This is a genomic window from Bacillus cereus group sp. BceL291 (genome assembly GCF_051776705.1).
GTDB lineage: Bacteria > Bacillota > Bacilli > Bacillales > Bacillaceae_G > Bacillus_A > Bacillus_A cereus.
Genome location: NZ_JBPWAP010000028.1, coordinates 1 through 16,946, shown reverse-complemented (window position 1 = coordinate 16,946; position 16,946 = coordinate 1). Strand labels below are relative to the sequence as shown.

The following is a 16,946-nucleotide window of genomic DNA, read 5'->3' as shown; positions in this document are numbered from 1 at the left end:
GTGTCAAGACAGTTGAAAAGTGTAAAGTAGGAGGCAACAATTATGCCAAGTGCAGATGTCTTAATTATTGGAAGTGGTGTTGCGGCACTTCGTGTTGCAAAAGAGATTTGTCACGAAAAGAATGTGATTATTATCACAAAGGAGACGAAACGTAATAATAATACACATTTAGCTCAAGGTGGAATTGCCGCAGCGGTAGCTACCTATGACAATCCTAATGATCATTTTGAAGATACATTAGTAGCAGGTTGTCATTATAACAATGAAGAAGTGGTCCGTTATTTAGTCGAGGAGGGACCGAAAGAAATTAATAACCTTATTGAAAGAGGAATGAAATTTGATGGGGATGAAACAGGTCCTCATCTTGGAAAAGAAGGAGCGCATCGAAAACGTCGTATTTTACATGCAGGTGGCGATGCAACAGGAAAGAATTTATTAGAGCATCTTATTCAAGAAGTAGCTCCATACGTTACGGTAGTGGAACAGGAAATGGTGCTCGATTTTATTATAGAAAAAGATAAATGTGTTGGGGCTTTAACTCGCAACAATAAAGGAGAATTGAAACGTTACAATGCAGATTATACGGTGTTAGCTTCAGGCGGTATTGGCGGTTTATACGCCTTTACTTCTAATGATGAGACGATTACAGGCGATGGACTTGCAATGGTGTACCGTGCAGGCGGAGAGCTTGTAGATTTAGAGTTTATACAATTTCATCCGACGATGTTATACGCGGGTGGGCGTTGTTCCGGCCTCGTGTCCGAAGCTGTTCGCGGAGAAGGAGCTGTCCTTATAAATGGAAAAGGGCAGCGTTTTATGATGGATATACATTCCGAACAGGATCTAGCACCTCGTGATGTAGTCGCACGGGCTATTCATGAACAGCTACTTGCGGGTGAAAAAGTGTACTTAAACATCGAAATGATTCAAAACTTTGAACAACGCTTTCCGACCGTGTCATCGATATGTAAAACAAATGGAGTCGATATAAATAAAAAACTTATTCCAGTCGTGCCTGGTACTCATTTTCACATGGGCGGCGTGAAAACGAACTGTGATGGAGAGACGTCTATTCCGAACTTATACGCAGTCGGTGAAGTAGCTTGTAACGGAGTTCATGGTGCAAATAGATTAGCGAGTAATTCATTATTAGAAGGTCTTGTGTTTGGAAAAAGAATCGGACGACACATTTTATCTAGAGAGACAAAAGAAAAGGTGAACATGCTAGCTGAAAAGGAAGCAAAGTTCATCGTTCTGAATCATTTACCGACGAAAGAAGAAATACAAAAATGCATGATGAAATATGTTGGGATTGTGCGAACAGAGCAAAGTTTATCTTATGCGAAGAGATGGTTTAGTAAGTATGGTGTTCGAAATATGATATTACAACATGATGTTCTTACGAATGAAGAAATAACACTTATTAATATGTTAACGGTTTGTGAGCTTATAGTTGTGTCAGCCTTGCAAAGAGAAGAAAGTATTGGCGGGCATTACCGGAGTGATTATCCAGATAGAAATATAGGAAAGAAAGAGATTGTTCGAGTAAAGAGAAAATTACAACTTGTGTGATGAGGGGAAGAGGGGCTTTATGAACACGATAAAAGTTAAAGAAGCATTAAACCGATTTTTTTTAGAAGATATAGGAGAAAGAGATGTAACATCTCAGCTTATTTTTCCAGATAACTTGCTTTCGAAAGGAACGTTTCTTGCGAAGGATACAGGGGTCTTTGCAGGATGTTTAGTAATTGAATCAGGATTTAAATTAATTGATGAGAGAATTGAAATAGAGCTTCATAAAAAAGATGGGGATCTTGTAGAAAAAGGAGAAATTATTGCAACAGTGCAAGGTCCAATCGCATCGTTATTAACAGCAGAGCGCGTTATATTAAACGTTATTCAGCGTATGAGTGGAATAGCGACGATGACGCGTAAAGCGGTTCTTGCTTTAGATAGCAGTCATACTCGCATTTGTGATACACGAAAAACGATGCCAGGACTACGTATGTTTGATAAGTATGGAGTCGTGTGCGGCGGTGGATTTAATCATCGCTTCGGTTTATATGATGGTGTCATGATTAAAGACAATCATATTGCGTTTGCTGGTTCTATTACAAAAGCTGTTACATCAGTGAAAGAAAAGTTAGGACATATGGTGAAAGTAGAAGTAGAAACAGAAACTGAGGAACAGGTGAGAGAGGCTGTTGCTGCTGGTGCGGATATTATTATGTTCGATAATCGTACGCCAGATGAAATCCGGGAGTTTTCAAAAATTGTACCAAGCGCTATCGTTACAGAAGCTTCAGGGGGCATTACAATTAAAGATTTATCAAAATACGGAAAAACAGGGGTAGATTATATTTCACTTGGAGCGTTAACACATTCAGTGAAAGCACTTGATATTAGTTTCAATATTGAAGAGTAAGGAAAGTGGCTTAGAGGGGGAGAAACGTATATGAGTATTTTAGAACAAGTACAGTCAATTGAAACGATGTTACCAGAGCGTTATTACACGATGTCAACGGAAGATATGGAAAAGCGTGTTCGTGAAATTAAAGAGAAAATGGGGAAAATGTTATTCATTCCAGGGCATCATTATCAAAAAGATGAAGTGGTACAATTTTCAGATGCAGCAGGGGATTCACTTCAGCTTGCGCAAGTTGCAGCGAGCAATAAAGATGCAAAATATATTGTGTTTTGCGGGGTGCACTTTATGGCGGAAACAGCAGATATGTTAACTACAGATGATCAAGTTGTCATCTTACCAGATATGCGTGCAGGTTGTTCGATGGCGGATATGGCAGATATTGAACAAACAGAAAGAGCATGGAAAGAGCTCACGAAATTATTTGGAGATACGATGATTCCGTTAACATATGTGAACTCTACAGCTGCAATTAAAGCGTTTTGTGGTCGTAACGGAGGAGCAACAGTAACTTCTTCTAATGCAAAGCAAATGGTATCTTGGGCGTTTACTCAAAAAGAACGTCTCGTCTTTTTACCAGACCAACATTTAGGGAGAAATACAGCGCACAATCTAGGTATCCCGTTAGATAAAATGGCAGTATGGGACCCACACACAGATTCATTAGAGTACGATGGGGATATAGAAGAAATTCAAGTGATTTTATGGAAAGGACATTGTTCTGTTCATCAAAATTTTACAGTGAAGAATATTGAGAGTGTACGAAAAAATCATTCTAATATGAATATTATTGTACATCCAGAATGTTGCTATGAAGTTGTAGCTGCTTCAGATTATGCAGGCTCAACGAAATATATTATTGATATGATTGAATCAGCGCCATCTGGTAGCAAATGGGCGATTGGTACAGAAATGAATTTAGTAAATCGAATTATTAAGCAACATCCAGATAAAGAAATTGTTTCGCTTAATCCATTTATGTGTCCGTGCTTAACGATGAATCGAATTGATCTGCCTCACTTATTATGGACACTTGAAACGATAGAAAGAGGAGAAGAAATTAACGTTATTAGCGTAGACAAACAAGTAACGGCAGAAGCAGTTCTTGCATTAAATCGTATGTTAGAGCGTGTGTAAAGCAACGGTATTCCCGTTGCTTTTTTTCATACATATAATCATAACGAGAACGAAATGGGCATACATTGTTTTGAAGAAATCATTGTGGTTCTTTATGCTTATTCCACTTCGAATGATATTGAAAATCGAAGAAGTGATAAAAGTGAAAAGAAGTTAATGTTATTTAGAAAGAGTTACTTCAAGAGATTTGTTACTTATAGATAAGTTATACAGGAGGGGGAAAATTTGAAAATTCATATCGTGCAAAAAGGGGATACCCTTTGGAAAATTGCGAAAAAGTACGGAGTGGATTTTGACACGTTGAAAAAAACAAATACACAACTTAGTAATCCAGATTTAATCATGCCAGGTATGAAAATTAAAGTGCCATCAAAGAGTGTTCACATGAAACAACAGGCTGGAGCAGGTTCAGCGCCTCCAAAGCAATACGTAAAAGAAGTGCAGCAAAAAGAATTTGCAGCAACACCAACTCCGCTTGGAATAGAAGATGAGGAAGAAGTTACGTATCAATCAGCACCAATTACACAGCAGCCAGCTATGCAACAAACACAAAAAGAAGTGCAAGTAAAACCGCAGAAAGAGCTGCAAGTAAAGCCACAAAAAGAAGTACAGGTGAAACCACAGAAGGAGATGCAGGTAAAGCCGCAAAAAGAAGTACAGGTGAAACCGCAAAAAGAGGTGCAAAAAGAACAGCCAATTCAAAAAGAAAAACCGTCTGTTATTCAAAAACCACCTGTGATAGAAAAACAAAAACCGGCGGAAAAAGAAAACACGAAGTTTTCGGTAAATGTATTACCGCAGCCGCCACAACCACCAATAAAACCGAAAAAAGAATATAAAATTTCAGATGTAATAAAAAAAGGAAGCGAGTTAATTGCTCCTCAAATTAGTAAAATGAAACCTAACAATATCATTTCTCCGCAAACGAAAAAAAATAATATAATATCGCCGCAAGTGAAAAAAGAAAATGTAGGGAATATAGTGTCGCCGCAAGTGAAAAAAGAAAATGTAGGGAATATAGTGTCGCCGCAAGTGAAGAAAGAGAATGTAGGGAATATAGTGTCACCACAAGTGAAAAAAGAAAATGTAGGAAATATAGTGTCGCCGCAAGTGAAAAAAGAAAATGTAGGAAATATAGTGTCGCCGCAAGTGAAAAAAGAAAATGTAGGAAATATAGTATCGCCGCAAGTGAAAAAAGAAAATGTAGGGAATATAGTGTCACCACAAGTGAAGAAAGAGAATGTAGGAAATATAGTGTCACCACAAGTGAAGAAAGAGAATGTAGGAAATATAGTATCGCCAAATGTATCGAAAGAAAATGTAGTTATTCCACAAGTCATACCGCCAAATATTCAAATGCCAAATATTCAAATGCCAAATATAATGCCGATCATGGATAACAACCAACCACCGAATATAATGCCAATTATGGATAACAATCAAATGCCGAATATGATGCCAATTATGGATAACAATCAACCACCGAATATGATGCCAATCATGGATAACAATCAAATGCCGAATATAATGCCAATTATGGATAATAACCAAATGCCGAATATAATGCCAATTATGGATAATAACCAAATGCCGAATATGATGCCAATCATGGATAACAATCAAATGCCGAATATGATGCCAATTATGGATAACAATCAAATGCCGAATATGATGCCAATTATGGATAACAATCAAATGCCGAATATGATGCCAATCATGGATAACAATCAAATGCCGAATATAATGCCAATTATGGATAACAATCAAATGCCGAATATGATGCCGAGTATGGATAACAATCAACCACCAAATATGATGCCCTATCAAATGCCCATGATGCCGCCGAATCCGTATTATCAACAACCAAATCCATATCAAATGCCATATCAGCAAGGAGCGCCGTTTGGACCGCAACATACGTCTATGCCAAACCCGAATATGATGCCAATGGATAATAACATGCCGCCGCTTGTGCAGGGTGAGGAAGATTGTGGATGCGGAGGAGAAAGTAGACTATATAGTCCACAACCAGGCGGCCCGCAATATGCGAATCCTTTATATTATCAACCAAATCAGTCTGCATATGCACCACAGCCAGGAACGATGTATTATCAACCAGATCCACCAAATGTATTTGGAGAGCCCGTTTCAGAAGAAGAGGACGAAGAAGAAGTTTAAAAAGGCGGGAGTATTCCCGCCTTTTTTGCATTCCTGTTAATTAAGAAAAGGCAGTTTTTTTATGAAGTGCTAGAAAATTCCCAGTGAAATATTAACAGTGTAAAAACCTTCTCTGTTACTCATCATAAGAGGGAGCTTTTCAGTAGAGAAGCTCATTCTAACAGAGGGGGTTTTTGTATTGAATACGAAAGTAAAAGTGATTGCTGCTTCTTTGTTAGTTACTAGTGCATTAGCTGCATGTGGTACACCAAAAAACAATGCAATGGATGGACGTAACTACAATTACGAGCGTACATCTTATAATGATACACACCAGTATCGTGATAATGTGACGCGTAATGATCGTTATACAGATTATGTAACATATAGAAATGGTCGTAACGATACAGGATACAATTATTACCGTGATGTAAATTACAATGGACAAATTGCTAATCCGCATCCAACTCGTAATATTACAATGAACAATTCATACATTAACAATGATGGTAAAACAGCTGAAAGAATAACAAATCGTGTGAAACGTATGAATAACGTAGACCGTGTGTCTACAGTTGTATATGGAAACGATGTAGCGATTGCGGTAAAACCACGTAACACAGTGACAAATGAAACGGCGATTGCGAACGAAATTCGTCAAGCTGTTGCAAATGAAGTTGGAAACAGAAACGTATATGTTTCTGTAAGAAATGATATGTTTACTCGTGTCGATGCAATGAGTACGCGTCTACGTAACGGTACAGTTACAAACGATTTTAATCGTGATATAGGAAATATGTTCAGAGACATTCGTTACGGTTTAACTGGTACAGTGCGATAGCAAAACAAAAGAGGAAGGGGGAGCCCTTCCTCTTTATTCATTTTCGTCTTGTAAACGACGTTTTTTAATAAAATAACTAACGGAATAAGAACCTAAAAAGCATATGAAGAGAATACCACCTGTTAAAATAGCTTCAAATAGGGGGCTTTCTGGACTGAAAATGATATAAATAATAGCCATAACGATTCCTACAATAAGAGAGCGTAAAACAATTTTGTAATAAGGAGTTAATTTTATCTCCTTTTCACTTTCTTCTACATCAATTGAAACACTTAACTGTAAATAACTAAGGATTATACTCGTAAGAATAAATACTAGCCATAATGGAGATTTCGTAATTTGATCTATTCCTTCAGTGAATCCGATATAGCCTAAAATACCGATTATACCAAGTGATTGAAAAAGAAAAGCAATACGTACGTTTTTTAACGTTTGCAGAATGAGACGTTCATCCTTTATTTTTTTCACACTACCCATCTCCTGTTTATTATGATTTCGCTGTTACATTAATTGTAACATATACATTACATTTATCAATTTATAATTTACATATAATTTGTTTAGATGAAAGAGGAAATAAAATATTTTTATAAACATGTTGCACTTATACTTTATTAATGTTATATTAGCAAAGCGATGAGCTAATTTACGTAAGACGAGAGATATGCTTAAGTGCTAAACACGCGAATGTGGTCGCCTGGTCTCTCGCCGTAAACGCATCAAGACGCCTGCTTTGCAGGCGTCTTTCATTTTATATAAAAATAAATGATACATGCAGATGAGGTGAATCCTTATCTGCATTTTTTATATTTTCGAAAGAAATGTAATATGGATAAAACCCCCATTTCCGGAAAAACTACTAATGAAAGTATGATCTTGCCTAAAAGAGGTGAACGGAAATGAAATGGATACTGATTGCGATGCAAGCTTTCGTTATAATGTTTTGTTTCGTTTATGAAACGAATGTGAAGGCGGAAGGGCCAGTACCAGAAGTGACGAAAAAAGAACCTGAGGTTACAATTTTATTAGAGCGTATGTATGTTGATGGCGAAGTAAGCGAAGAAATACTTACAGAAAAAGTGACGGATTTAGAAAAGTTTTTACAGCAGTATAAAGAATGGCAGCTCGTTGATCGTGATGATGTACAAATTGTATTGCAAAAGAAAGTTGATGATATTTCTCCGTTATTGAAAACGAGCGGGTATTTTGGTGTTTCAGAGGAAGGGATATTACAAATTTTCAAAGGTGTGCCAAAAAATGATAATGCGATCCATTCTTTCTTTCAAATTGATATGAAAAAGCTTGAGAGCTATGAACGTGCGAAATTGAAACGTGGCATTCGTATTAAATCAAAAGAAGGTTTTGTGAAGACGATTGAAAAAATGAAGCAATACGCAGTTCAAAGTAAGAAAAAAAGCAGCTCATGGTGAGCTGCTTTTTTTCTTATTTATTTTTAGCTAAAATTTCTTTTGCGATTTCATCAATTAGCATATCTTTTCCGATTGGATTGAATGCTTTCGTATTGAAGACTTCATTTGATACTTCATATACGTGATTATTTTTAACTGCTTTATTGTCTTTCCAAACGGCACTGTTTTTGTAGTCTTCGTAAACTTTATCAGCTTCGCCGCCGAAGTTTACAATAAACATTTGGTCAGGCTGGAATGCAACTAGACCTTCTAGTGATACTTGCGCCATCGTTTGTTTTAAATCCGTACCTTTTGTTGCTGGAAGTTTTAAGTCATTAAAGATGATGTCACCGTATCCGAAGCTACCGTATACACGGAAGTTTTGTGGTGTAACTGCAACGAACATAAAGTTCTCATCTTTTGTTTTCTCTTTAATTTTTTTAGATAGAGAGTCTGCTTTTTTATCGTAGTCTGCAATCCATTTGTCTGCTTTCTTTTCTTCGTCAAATAGTTTACCTACTTCTTTAAACTTACCACGCCAGTCTTCTAAGTTTGTTTCTAGAACAACTGTAGGTGCAACCTTTTCTAGTTGATCATAAATTTTTAATTGACGGTTGTTTAAAATAATTAAGTCTGGTTTTAAAGCAGTAACAGCTTCTAAATCAACTTTAGGTGCCCAGTACCAACCTACTGCTTTTACTCCATCTAACTTGTCTGTTAAGTGATTTTGGATTTTATCTTTATATGTATTTGCTGTACCAACAGGTTTATGTCCAAGAAGTAATAGTTCTTCTGTTGATCCAGATAAGTCAACAATTCTCTTTGGATTTACTGGAATTGTAGCTTCACCTTTAGCATGTTTTACAACTTTTGTTTTCGGTTGTTCTTTTGCTTTCGATTCTTCTTTTTGAGAAGAACAGCCAACGATAGAAAGAACAACAAGCATAATAGTAAATAAAATAAATAGCTTACGTTTCATCCTGATGTAACCCCTTTAATTAGTATTGATAATCATTATCGACCTCTGTATATTAAGGTGCTTTAACCTTTCTGTCAATGGAAAATAACAGAAGTTTCAAGTGGAGAACATTTGTTGGGGCAGTCTCGCTTTTCTATCATTAAATATGTTAAAATGGAATACATGATTTAAGAGGGAGAGATCGTATTTTGTTTGAATATGTTACAGGTTACGTGGAGTATGTAGGGCCGGAATATGTCGTAATTGATCATAATGGAATTGGTTATCAAATTTTCACACCAAATCCGTATGTATTTCAAAGAAGTAAGCAAGAAATCCGTGTCTATACATATCATTATGTGAGAGAAGATATTATGGCACTTTACGGTTTTAAAACACGTGAAGAGCGTTTATTATTTACAAAGTTGTTAGGCGTGTCTGGCATTGGGCCAAAAGGCGCTCTTGCAATTTTAGCTTCTGGTCAAACAGGACAGGTCGTTCAAGCGATTGAGCATGAAGATGAGAAGTTTTTAGTGAAATTCCCAGGCGTCGGAAAGAAAACAGCACGCCAAATGATTTTAGATTTAAAAGGAAAACTAGCAGATGTCGTACCAGATGCATTCGTTGATTTATTCTCAGACGCAGAACGTTTTGATGAGAAGAAAGGTTCATCAGCTGAGCTTGATGAGGCACTGGAAGCTCTGCGCGCACTTGGATACGCAGAACGCGAAGTTTCTCGTGTTGTACCAGAGTTATTAAAAGAAGCATTAACGACGGATCAGTATATTAAAAAGGCACTTAGTCTTTTACTAAATGGTAAGAGGTGAGTATAATGGACGAACGTCTCCTTTCAGGGGAATCTGCATATGAAGATGCGGATTTAGAATATTCATTACGGCCACAGACGCTCCGTCAGTATATTGGCCAAGATAAAGCGAAACATAATTTAGAAGTATTTATTGAAGCGGCAAAAATGCGTGAAGAAACGTTAGATCACGTGCTTTTATATGGACCACCAGGTCTTGGTAAAACGACGCTTGCGAATATTATTGCCAATGAGATGGGCGTTAATGTTAGAACAACTTCAGGTCCCGCAATTGAAAGACCAGGAGATTTAGCTGCTGTATTAACAGCGCTTCAGCCAGGGGATGTATTATTTATTGATGAAATTCATCGTTTGCATAGATCAATTGAAGAAGTATTGTATCCTGCGATGGAAGACTTTTGCCTTGATATTGTAATTGGAAAAGGGCCTTCAGCACGTTCTGTACGCCTAGATTTACCGCCATTTACATTAGTTGGAGCAACGACACGTGCTGGAGCATTATCGGCACCGCTTCGTGACCGCTTCGGTGTACTTTCAAGGTTAGAGTACTACACAGTAGATCAGCTTTCTGCGATTGTTGAACGTACAGCAGAAGTATTTGAAGTTGAAATCGATTCATTAGCTGCATTAGAAATTGCAAGACGTGCTCGTGGTACACCTCGTATTGCGAATCGTCTTTTAAGACGTGTACGTGATTTCGCGCAAGTTCGTGGTAATGGAACGGTTACGATGGAAATTACACAAATGGCATTAGAGCTACTGCAAGTAGATAAATTAGGTCTAGATCATATTGATCATAAATTACTGCTTGGTATTATTGAGAAATTCCGTGGCGGTCCAGTTGGATTAGAAACGGTTTCAGCAACAATTGGAGAAGAATCTCATACGATTGAAGATGTGTATGAGCCGTATTTATTACAAATTGGCTTTTTACAACGAACGCCGAGGGGCCGAATTGTAACGCCGCTTGCGTATGAACATTTCGGAATGGAGATACCAAAAGTATGACGGAGATGCCAAAGCTGCTTATTACAGCCGGGATCTTACTCATCGTTGTTGGATTAGCTTGGAAGTTCATTGGAAGGCTTCCAGGCGATATTTTTGTGAAAAAAGGAAACGTTACCTTTTATTTTCCTATCATTACATGTATTGTGTTAAGTATTGTATTATCTTTTATTATGTATATAATAAATCGATTTAAATAAGAAATAGGTGGATATAGCTATGGATATAAATCTGTTTGATTTTCATTTACCAGAAGAACTTATTGCACAAGTCCCGTTAGAAGAGCGTGAAACATCAAGATTAATGGTGTTAGACCGTGAAACAGGTGATATTGAGCATAAACATTTTACGGATATTCTTTCTTACTTACATGAGGGGGATTGCTTAGTTTTAAATGAAACGAAAGTTATGCCTGCTCGTTTGCACGGTGTGAAAGAAGATACAGGCGCGCACATTGAAGTACTTCTTTTAAAACAAGAAGAAGGTGATAAGTGGGAAACGCTTGTAAAGCCAGCGAAACGTGTAAAAGAAGGAACTGTTATCTCTTTTGGCGAAGGGAAATTAAAAGCAACTTGCACAGGAACTGCAGATCAAGGTGGACGTCAGCTTGAATTTTCATATGATGGCATCTTCTATGAAATTTTAGATGAACTTGGGGAAATGCCACTTCCTCCATATATTAAAGAGACGCTAGAAGATCGCGATCGCTATCAAACAGTATATGCGAAAGAAATCGGTTCAGCAGCAGCGCCGACTGCGGGACTTCACTTTACAGAAGAGTTACTTGAGAAGTTAAAGCAAAAAGGCGTTCAGTTAGCATTCATTACACTTCACGTAGGACTTGGAACATTTAGACCAGTTTCTGCAGACACGATTGAAGAACACCATATGCACGCAGAATATTATCATATGTCTGAAGAGACAGCGGCATTATTAAATCGTGTGAAAGAGAATGGTGGACGTATTATTACTGTAGGTACGACATCAACTCGTACGTTAGAAACAATTGCAACAGATCATGAAGGTAAGCTTTGCGCCGCTTCTGGATGGACAGATATTTTCATGTATCCGGGATATGAATTTAAAGCAATTGATGGTTTAATTACAAACTTCCATTTACCGAAATCAACATTAATTATGCTTGTAAGTGCATTTGCAAATAGAGATAATGTACTTCATGCTTATAATGAAGCAGTAAAAGAAAAATATCGTTTCTTTAGCTTCGGTGATGCAATGTTCGTTGCATCTCACGCTAAAATGAGAAACAAATAAAAGGAGTAAGTTATGACAGCAATTCGTTATGAATTTATTAAGACATGTAAACAAACGGGTGCCCGTTTAGGTCGTGTGCATACGCCGCACGGTTCATTTGATACACCAACATTTATGCCAGTTGGTACACTTGCAACAGTTAAGACAATGTCACCAGAAGAATTAAAAGCAATGGATTCTGGCATTATTTTAAGTAATACGTATCATTTATGGCTACGTCCAGGTCATGAAATTATTCGTGAAGCAGGCGGTTTGCATAAATTTATGAACTGGGATCGTGCAATCTTAACAGACTCTGGTGGTTTCCAAGTATTCAGTTTAAGTGACTTCCGTCGTATTGAAGAGGAAGGCGTTCACTTCCGTAATCACTTAAATGGAGATAAATTATTCTTATCACCAGAAAAAGCGATGGAAATCCAAAATGCATTAGGTTCAGATATTATGATGGCATTTGATGAGTGTCCACCATTCCCAGCTACTTTTGAATATATGAAGAAATCTGTAGAGCGTACGAGCCGCTGGGCAGAACGTTGCTTAAAAGCGCATGAACGTCCGCAAGATCAAGGTTTATTCGGTATTGTACAGGGGGGAGAGTACGAAGAGCTTCGTCGTCAAAGTGCGAAAGATCTTGTTTCAATGGACTTCCCTGGTTACGCTGTAGGTGGTTTATCTGTAGGCGAACCGAAAGATATTATGAACCGTGTACTTGAGTTTACAACACCACTTCTTCCAGATAATAAGCCTCGTTACTTAATGGGTGTAGGTTCTCCTGACTCGTTAATCGATGGCGCAATTCGTGGTATTGATATGTTTGACTGCGTACTTCCAACTCGTATCGCTCGAAATGGTACATGTATGACAAGTGAAGGTCGCCTCGTTGTAAAAAATGCGAAATTCGCAAGAGACTTCGGTCCGCTTGATCCAAACTGTGATTGCTACACATGTAAAAACTACTCTCGTGCGTACATTCGTCACTTAATGAAATGTGATGAAACGTTCGGAATTCGTTTAACGTCTTATCACAACCTTCATTTTCTGTTAAACTTAATGGAGCAGGTGAGACAAGCTATTCGTGAAGACCGTCTTGGCGATTTCCGCGAAGAGTTCTTTGAACAGTATGGCTTTAATAAACCGAATGCTAAAAACTTCTAATACATAATTTAAAAGGAGGAACAAAAGATGAATGCAGGTATGATGAATATCGTTATGATCGTTGCGATGTTTGCGATTTTCTATTTCTTATTAATTCGCCCGCAACAAAAACGTCAAAAAGCAGTTGCTCAAATGCAAAGTGAGTTAGCAAAAGGTGATGCTATCGTAACAATCGGTGGTTTACACGGTACAATCGAATCAGTAGATGAGACGAAAATTGTTATTAAATCTGGTGGTTCACACTTAACGTTCGATCGCAATGCGATTCGTGAAGTTGTGAAAAACTAATTTGGAAGGCCCTGCATGAAATATGCAGGGCCTTTTTTAGTTACTTTGCTTTGACATATTTACACCGAAAATACCACCGAGTGTACTCGCCCCCATTAATGCTAATTGATAAAGTAATTGTGAGTTCGATAAAGTTTGAGAAAAGCCTAAATAGTTAACTAGAAAAACGAGTATAGTGAACGTGAGACCTGTTGTGAGACCTACTAGCCAACCTTTTCCTTGAGCCTTTTTGCCGGCAGTAAATCCAGACATAAGCATAGATAAAAGAGCGAGTATAAAAATAGTAACGGTTAATGTCCCTTCGTTTATATTCGTAAACTTTAATAAAAGAGCCATAATCATACTAGTAATAGATGCGAGAATTAGTAGTGTAATAATACCGAAGCCAATTGCAGTTGATAATTTTTTCGTTCTATCCATTTATGCATTCCCCCTTTTTAATACAAGCATATTTTCCTTTTGTCTAAGTTAGACTAGTTTCTTTTTTATAGGGGAGTCTATACGTAAAAAAGGAGATGTAGAAATGGAATGGATATCAATAATTGGACGGACAATGCTTTTGTATATCATCATCTTAATTATTTTTCGTCTTATGGGTAAACGTGAGATAGGAGAGCTAAGTGTATTAGATTTAGTCGTATTTATTATGCTTGGAGAAATGGCTGTAGTGGCAATTGAAAATACCGATAAATCACTTTGGCATCAATTAGTTCCGATGACTTTTCTTATGTGCATCCAAATTATTTTGTCAGTCATTTCCCTAAAGTATCAACGCTTTCGGCATTTAATAGAAGGTGAGCCGGCTATTCTTGTAAACGCGGGAAAGATTGATGAAAAGAAGATGAGAAAGCAACGTTATAATATAGATGATTTAATGATGCAATTAAGGGAACAAGGAGTTGGGGATATTCGGGATGTAGAATATGCTATTTTGGAACCGTCTGGGAAGTTATCTGTCTTTCAAAAACAAAAAAATAAACAAGATGCATTGCAGTTTACTCTTCCTCTTATTATTGATGGAGAAATTCAATCTAGTCATTTACAAATGATTGAACATACAGATGCATGGCTTATTGAGAAATTAAAAAACTTAGGTTATAACGATGTAACACAAATTTTATACTGTAGTTTTCAAAACGGAAAATTTTTTGTTGATGTAAAAGAAAATTAGAGACTTATTCTTTGAAAGAGTAAGAATGATTAGTGTAACTAATAATCAGTGGAGATTACCCCACTGATTAAAGTTTCACCTTATTTCAAAAATGAAAGTTTACGAATGATAGGGAGACGACTTAACTCTTCTTTTCGAATGAGTTTGAAAGTGAAGAGAAGTACGATATAAACAATTGTTGTTAAAGTGATTTCCCATAATGTTTGTATGCCAAGGGCATGAGAGAAAATAATATATTTATGAAGATAAAAACCGAAGGCGCCTGCGATACCGATGGCAAGTCCGCCGAAAATATAGTCTTTTGCGTAAATGGTAAATGTAATCTTTTTTAAAACAGTAGCGTAGTGAAGAAATGTTACTGTTACAATATTTGCTGCAATAGCGAGAGCAACCCCCATCATTTGAAATTCTGGCCTGGATGCTAGTACAAAAATAACGATTAATTTCACGATGGCTCCAATAAATGTATTCATCATTGCAGCTCTTGCTAAGTTTAAAGCTTGCAAAACAGAGGTAAGTGGACTTTGGAAATAATGAAATAAAAAGCAAGGCGCAAGAAGTTGAATGAATGCTGTTGCGCTGTCTGATCCATACATAAGAGTTAAAACAGGAGAAGCGAATACGTATAATATAACGACAGACCATCCGCCGGTAATTAATGAAATTCGAAGTGCTTGTTGTAAACGGTGCTCCACTAATTTATGTTGTCTTTTTGCCATTGCTTCACTAATAGAAGGGACGAGCGCTGTAGAGAGAGCGTATGTAATAAAGGCGGGTAGTGATAGAAGCGGGAATGCATAACCGTTTAATATACCGTATTGCTGGGTTGCAACAGAAGCAGCGACACCAGCGATTGCTAAGCTTTGCATAACGACAATAGGTTCAAAAAAATATGAAACGGAGCCGATTAAACGACTTCCTGTAGTTGGAAGGGCAATATCCATCAGAGAATAAAATGTCCCTTTGCTTTCCTTTACAGTAGTGAAAAATCCAGAGCGTATTGATAAATGTTTTTCTCGCTGAAATAACGTGAGTAAAAATAATAACGATGCAACTTCACCGAGAACAGCTGATAACATAGCGCCGGCTGCAGCGTATTCTATGCCGTAAGGTAAAAATAATTGAATGCATATAGCGATAATGGTAATGCGGACGACTTGTTCTAGAACTTGCGCATAAGCGCTAGGTTTCATGTTTTGTTTCCCTTGAAAATAACCACGCAAAACAGAAGAAACAGCAATAACAGGAACAACGGGCAAAATGGCCATTAATGGATAGTACGTTCTTTCGTCGGTTAATAATGTTTTTGCTAAAATAGGTGTGAGGAACATAATTCCGATTGTTAAAATGATACTAATAACGGATGTAACAGCTAGTGATACGGTTAATATTTTTTTAACTCTTTGTTTATCGTTCACAGCTTCCGCTTCTGCTACAAATTTTGCGATTGCGACAGGAAGACCAATTTGTGTCAATGTAATTGCTAAAATGAATGTAGGAACGGCCATCATATAAAGACCAACGCCTTCTTCTCCCAAAATACGTGCCATTACTATGCGGTTGATAAAGCCGAGTATTTTTGTAATAAAGCCGGCTATCATTAAAATAAATGCGCCTTTTAAAAAGCTTTGTCTCGTCATGTTCTTCTCCTACCTTCTCAAAATCAATGGAATGATTTACAATAATTTATATGCACGTACGAGACAAGAATGACAAGCATTTAAGAGAGTGAAATATGATAGTGCTCTTGAAAGTAGTTATTGCTGTCCATTAGAGCGGGAATAAAAGCGACTTTTCGTGCGAAATAAGAAGGAGATGTTATAGATGTTAGATAGAGAGGCTTTGGTAGAATCATACCGCGGACAGTTACAAGTCGTTTTAGAAAGTAAAGTAGAAGAGTTTCAAATGTTCGGCTACGACAGAGTGACAGATGATGACATTTGGAAGTTTCTTAAAGTGAAAAAGTGGAAGAAGATAGACAGCGATGTTAGATTGTATGAATTAGTTAATGACGTATTAACAGTAAGTGCTAATGAATATATGACATATTTAACTGTTGAAGCTTACCAAGCGCCACTTTGGTCATTTGATGAATATGAAAATAAATAACCGACTGCAATTGGTTTGTTCTTCCTTTTGCAGTATAATGATAGGTATTGATAATCAGGAAATAATTATGTCTAAGATCATATATAAAGACCAACTATGAGAAGTCAAGGGGAGTTTTTTATATAAATAGGGGGTGTTTTTCTAAAAAAGGGCGTGCCAAATAAACCTAAGGATTTTCAAAAAAAATGAAAAGGTC

General features: G+C 37.1%; 17 protein-coding genes and 1 pseudogene. 14 read left to right on the top strand and 4 right to left on the bottom strand.

Annotation, left to right across the window (positions count from 1 at the left end):
* Positions 1-42 precede the first annotated feature (42 nt).
* From nadB to ACS2CR_RS18150, 5 genes and pseudogenes are all read left to right on the top strand, one after another.
* A complete protein-coding gene (gene nadB / locus ACS2CR_RS18170) occupies positions 43-1,572 on the top strand; it encodes an L-aspartate oxidase (RefSeq protein WP_016111794.1) in 1,530 nt (509 codons plus the stop codon).
* A 19-nt stretch (positions 1,573-1,591) separates the two neighbouring features.
* Positions 1,592-2,425, top strand: a complete 834-nt coding sequence (gene nadC, locus ACS2CR_RS18165; protein WP_001092208.1) for a carboxylating nicotinate-nucleotide diphosphorylase — start codon at positions 1,592-1,594, stop codon at positions 2,423-2,425.
* Between the two features lie 30 nt (positions 2,426-2,455).
* Positions 2,456-3,562, top strand: a complete 1,107-nt coding sequence (gene nadA / locus ACS2CR_RS18160; RefSeq protein ID WP_053512755.1) for a quinolinate synthase NadA — start codon at positions 2,456-2,458, stop codon at positions 3,560-3,562.
* 225 nt (positions 3,563-3,787) lie between these two features.
* A pseudogene (safA, locus tag ACS2CR_RS18155) lies at positions 3,788-3,944 on the top strand (SafA/ExsA family spore coat assembly protein); the annotation flags it as partial.
* 1,974 nt (positions 3,945-5,918) lie between these two features.
* Positions 5,919-6,560 (top strand): YhcN/YlaJ family sporulation lipoprotein, encoded by a 642-nt coding sequence (locus tag ACS2CR_RS18150; RefSeq protein ID WP_153602480.1) that lies wholly within the window; start codon positions 5,919-5,921, stop codon positions 6,558-6,560.
* 33 nt (positions 6,561-6,593) lie between these two features.
* Here the strand turns inward: ACS2CR_RS18150 and ACS2CR_RS18145 are convergent, their stop codons facing one another.
* Complete coding sequence (locus tag ACS2CR_RS18145; RefSeq protein WP_000721242.1) at positions 6,594-7,028, bottom strand: hypothetical protein; 435 nt, start codon at positions 7,026-7,028, stop codon at positions 6,594-6,596.
* A 431-nt stretch (positions 7,029-7,459) separates the two neighbouring features.
* Between ACS2CR_RS18145 and ACS2CR_RS18140 the strand changes: the two genes are divergently transcribed.
* Positions 7,460-7,990, top strand: a complete 531-nt coding sequence (locus ACS2CR_RS18140) for a BofC C-terminal domain-containing protein (protein WP_000871169.1) — start codon at positions 7,460-7,462, stop codon at positions 7,988-7,990.
* Between the two features lie 13 nt (positions 7,991-8,003).
* On the opposite strand, the gene ACS2CR_RS18135 is transcribed toward ACS2CR_RS18140, so the two are convergent.
* Positions 8,004-8,948, bottom strand: coding sequence for an iron-hydroxamate ABC transporter substrate-binding protein (locus ACS2CR_RS18135; RefSeq protein WP_000823606.1), 945 nt, complete (start codon positions 8,946-8,948; stop codon positions 8,004-8,006).
* 188 nt (positions 8,949-9,136) lie between these two features.
* Here ACS2CR_RS18135 and ruvA point away from each other — a divergent pair, with 188 nt between their 5' ends.
* From ruvA to yajC, 6 genes are read left to right on the top strand one after another with little or no spacing between them, the layout of a single operon-like run.
* A complete protein-coding gene (ruvA, locus tag ACS2CR_RS18130; protein ID WP_000464505.1) occupies positions 9,137-9,754 on the top strand; it encodes a Holliday junction DNA helicase RuvA in 618 nt (205 codons plus the stop codon).
* A 5-nt stretch (positions 9,755-9,759) separates the two neighbouring features.
* Positions 9,760-10,761: a Holliday junction branch migration DNA helicase RuvB gene (ruvB, locus tag ACS2CR_RS18125; protein ID WP_000344449.1), complete on the top strand. Its 1,002-nt coding sequence runs from the start codon at positions 9,760-9,762 to the stop codon at positions 10,759-10,761.
* A complete protein-coding gene (locus tag ACS2CR_RS18120; RefSeq protein ID WP_000138162.1) occupies positions 10,758-10,958 on the top strand; it encodes a DUF2905 domain-containing protein in 201 nt (66 codons plus the stop codon). The genes ruvB and ACS2CR_RS18120 overlap by 4 nt, the downstream gene beginning before the upstream one ends.
* 19 nt (positions 10,959-10,977) lie before the next feature.
* Positions 10,978-12,030: a tRNA preQ1(34) S-adenosylmethionine ribosyltransferase-isomerase QueA gene (gene queA, locus ACS2CR_RS18115; protein WP_000354034.1), complete on the top strand. Its 1,053-nt coding sequence runs from the start codon at positions 10,978-10,980 to the stop codon at positions 12,028-12,030.
* A 12-nt stretch (positions 12,031-12,042) separates the two neighbouring features.
* A complete protein-coding gene (tgt, locus tag ACS2CR_RS18110) occupies positions 12,043-13,182 on the top strand; it encodes a tRNA guanosine(34) transglycosylase Tgt (RefSeq protein ID WP_000125365.1) in 1,140 nt (379 codons plus the stop codon).
* Between the two features lie 27 nt (positions 13,183-13,209).
* Entirely contained in the window at positions 13,210-13,470 is a 261-nt protein-coding gene (gene yajC / locus ACS2CR_RS18105; protein WP_000991115.1) for a preprotein translocase subunit YajC, read from the top strand.
* A gap of 36 nt (positions 13,471-13,506) precedes the next feature.
* On the opposite strand, the gene ACS2CR_RS18100 is transcribed toward yajC, so the two are convergent.
* The gene (locus ACS2CR_RS18100; RefSeq protein ID WP_053512757.1) at positions 13,507-13,890 is read right to left on the bottom strand and encodes a TIGR04086 family membrane protein; all 384 of its coding nucleotides are present in this window, start codon (positions 13,888-13,890) and stop codon (positions 13,507-13,509) included.
* 103 nt (positions 13,891-13,993) lie between these two features.
* On the opposite strand from ACS2CR_RS18100, the gene ACS2CR_RS18095 reads away from it, so the two are divergent.
* Positions 13,994-14,641, top strand: coding sequence for a DUF421 domain-containing protein (locus ACS2CR_RS18095; protein ID WP_053512758.1), 648 nt, complete (start codon positions 13,994-13,996; stop codon positions 14,639-14,641).
* Between the two features lie 80 nt (positions 14,642-14,721).
* Here the strand turns inward: ACS2CR_RS18095 and spoVB are convergent, their stop codons facing one another.
* Positions 14,722-16,281: a stage V sporulation protein B gene (gene spoVB / locus ACS2CR_RS18090; protein ID WP_000198300.1), complete on the bottom strand. Its 1,560-nt coding sequence runs from the start codon at positions 16,279-16,281 to the stop codon at positions 14,722-14,724.
* Positions 16,282-16,465: 184 nt separating this feature from the next.
* Here spoVB and ACS2CR_RS18085 point away from each other — a divergent pair, with 184 nt between their 5' ends.
* A complete protein-coding gene (locus tag ACS2CR_RS18085) occupies positions 16,466-16,750 on the top strand; it encodes a post-transcriptional regulator (protein ID WP_000886978.1) in 285 nt (94 codons plus the stop codon).
* Positions 16,751-16,946: the final 196 nt, after the last annotated feature.